At 53.5% G+C, this 426-nt stretch carries 1 protein-coding gene; it reads right to left on the bottom strand.

Annotation, left to right across the window (positions count from 1 at the left end):
* The coding region (locus EII11_RS10645; protein WP_165867170.1) for a hypothetical protein at positions 1 to 426 on the bottom strand (426 nt) is incomplete at both ends.

Raw genomic sequence — 426 nt, 5'->3', positions numbered from 1 at the left:
GGTAACGCATTTTCGCTACCTGAGCATCCCACAGGGCGCGGAGTTCTTCTTCGGTGGGGGGCTGGTCGGAGGGGTCATCAATCATGACAGTGATGAAGTGGTCTTCAAAGATACCAAAAGCCCGAGCGGTCGAGATCGCAATCACATGGGGGTTATTGACATAATCATCACGCGAAATGGGCAGGTCATCGGGGCCAGGGGCTTGCCATGCCACTTGTTGGAACGCGAGAACCTCGTCAGGATAGCCCTCTAAACGCTCAATCACATAATCTCGGCTGTCGTTCCCCATGCGTTCTTTGGGGGGCAGGCTCAAACAATGATCAATCTCCCTGTTGGCGCTAGGCACATAGTCTGTTTCAAAGCCGTCAGTTGGCCATATTCCCACAGCCACAACACGCGCCCCATTGGTGTACTGAGCAATATAGT

The sequence above is a fragment of the Schaalia canis genome (genome assembly GCF_003858455.1).
GTDB classification, from domain to species: domain Bacteria; phylum Actinomycetota; class Actinomycetes; order Actinomycetales; family Actinomycetaceae; genus Pauljensenia; species Pauljensenia canis.
The sequence above is the reverse complement of the archived record's forward strand: the minus strand, read 5'-3'. Positions and strand labels throughout refer to the sequence as shown.